Source organism: Rhodovulum sp. PH10 (assembly GCF_000293785.1).
Taxonomy (GTDB): domain Bacteria; phylum Pseudomonadota; class Alphaproteobacteria; order Rhizobiales; family Xanthobacteraceae; genus Rhodoplanes.
In genome coordinates this window covers 1-385 of sequence record NZ_AKZI01000273.1, presented here as the reverse complement: position 1 = coordinate 385, position 385 = coordinate 1, and the positions used below count along the sequence as shown (strand labels likewise).

The following is a 385-nucleotide window of genomic DNA, read 5'->3' as shown; positions in this document are numbered from 1 at the left end:
TCAAAATAGTTGATGTATCCAACATCTAAAACCCGGTCGTTGTCTTCGATGTAGATTGATTTTTTCCGCAAGCTTCGAAGAGATGTATAGATGTCTCGAAGGTTGGAATCCGTCTTTTGCAGGCTTTTTGTTTCGAGATGAACTACAAGGTCGTTAAACAGGTCTTTTTGGCCTGTGTTTGTCTCAATAAACTGCCTTCTTACTTCCTTGATGATGAAGTAAACCGCCCGTTTTTCAACAGCTGTAAAGTTGTAGCGTGCTTGAGTAAGGGCGTTTGCTTGTGCTAAAGTTGTATCTGCTGTTTTCATGGATTCAAATGTAAGTAATAAAACGATAACTTACAAACGTCTATTACAAGAGTTGCGTAAAACTTACATTGAACCCC

The 385-nt window shown here is 39.0% G+C and carries 1 protein-coding gene; it reads right to left on the bottom strand.

Going from position 1 to position 385, the window contains the following annotated elements:
- Positions 1 to 308 (bottom strand): RepB family plasmid replication initiator protein (locus A33M_RS23385; RefSeq protein ID WP_157223629.1); only part of this gene is annotated, 308 nt, incomplete at its 3' end.
- Positions 309 to 385 lie beyond the last annotated feature (77 nt).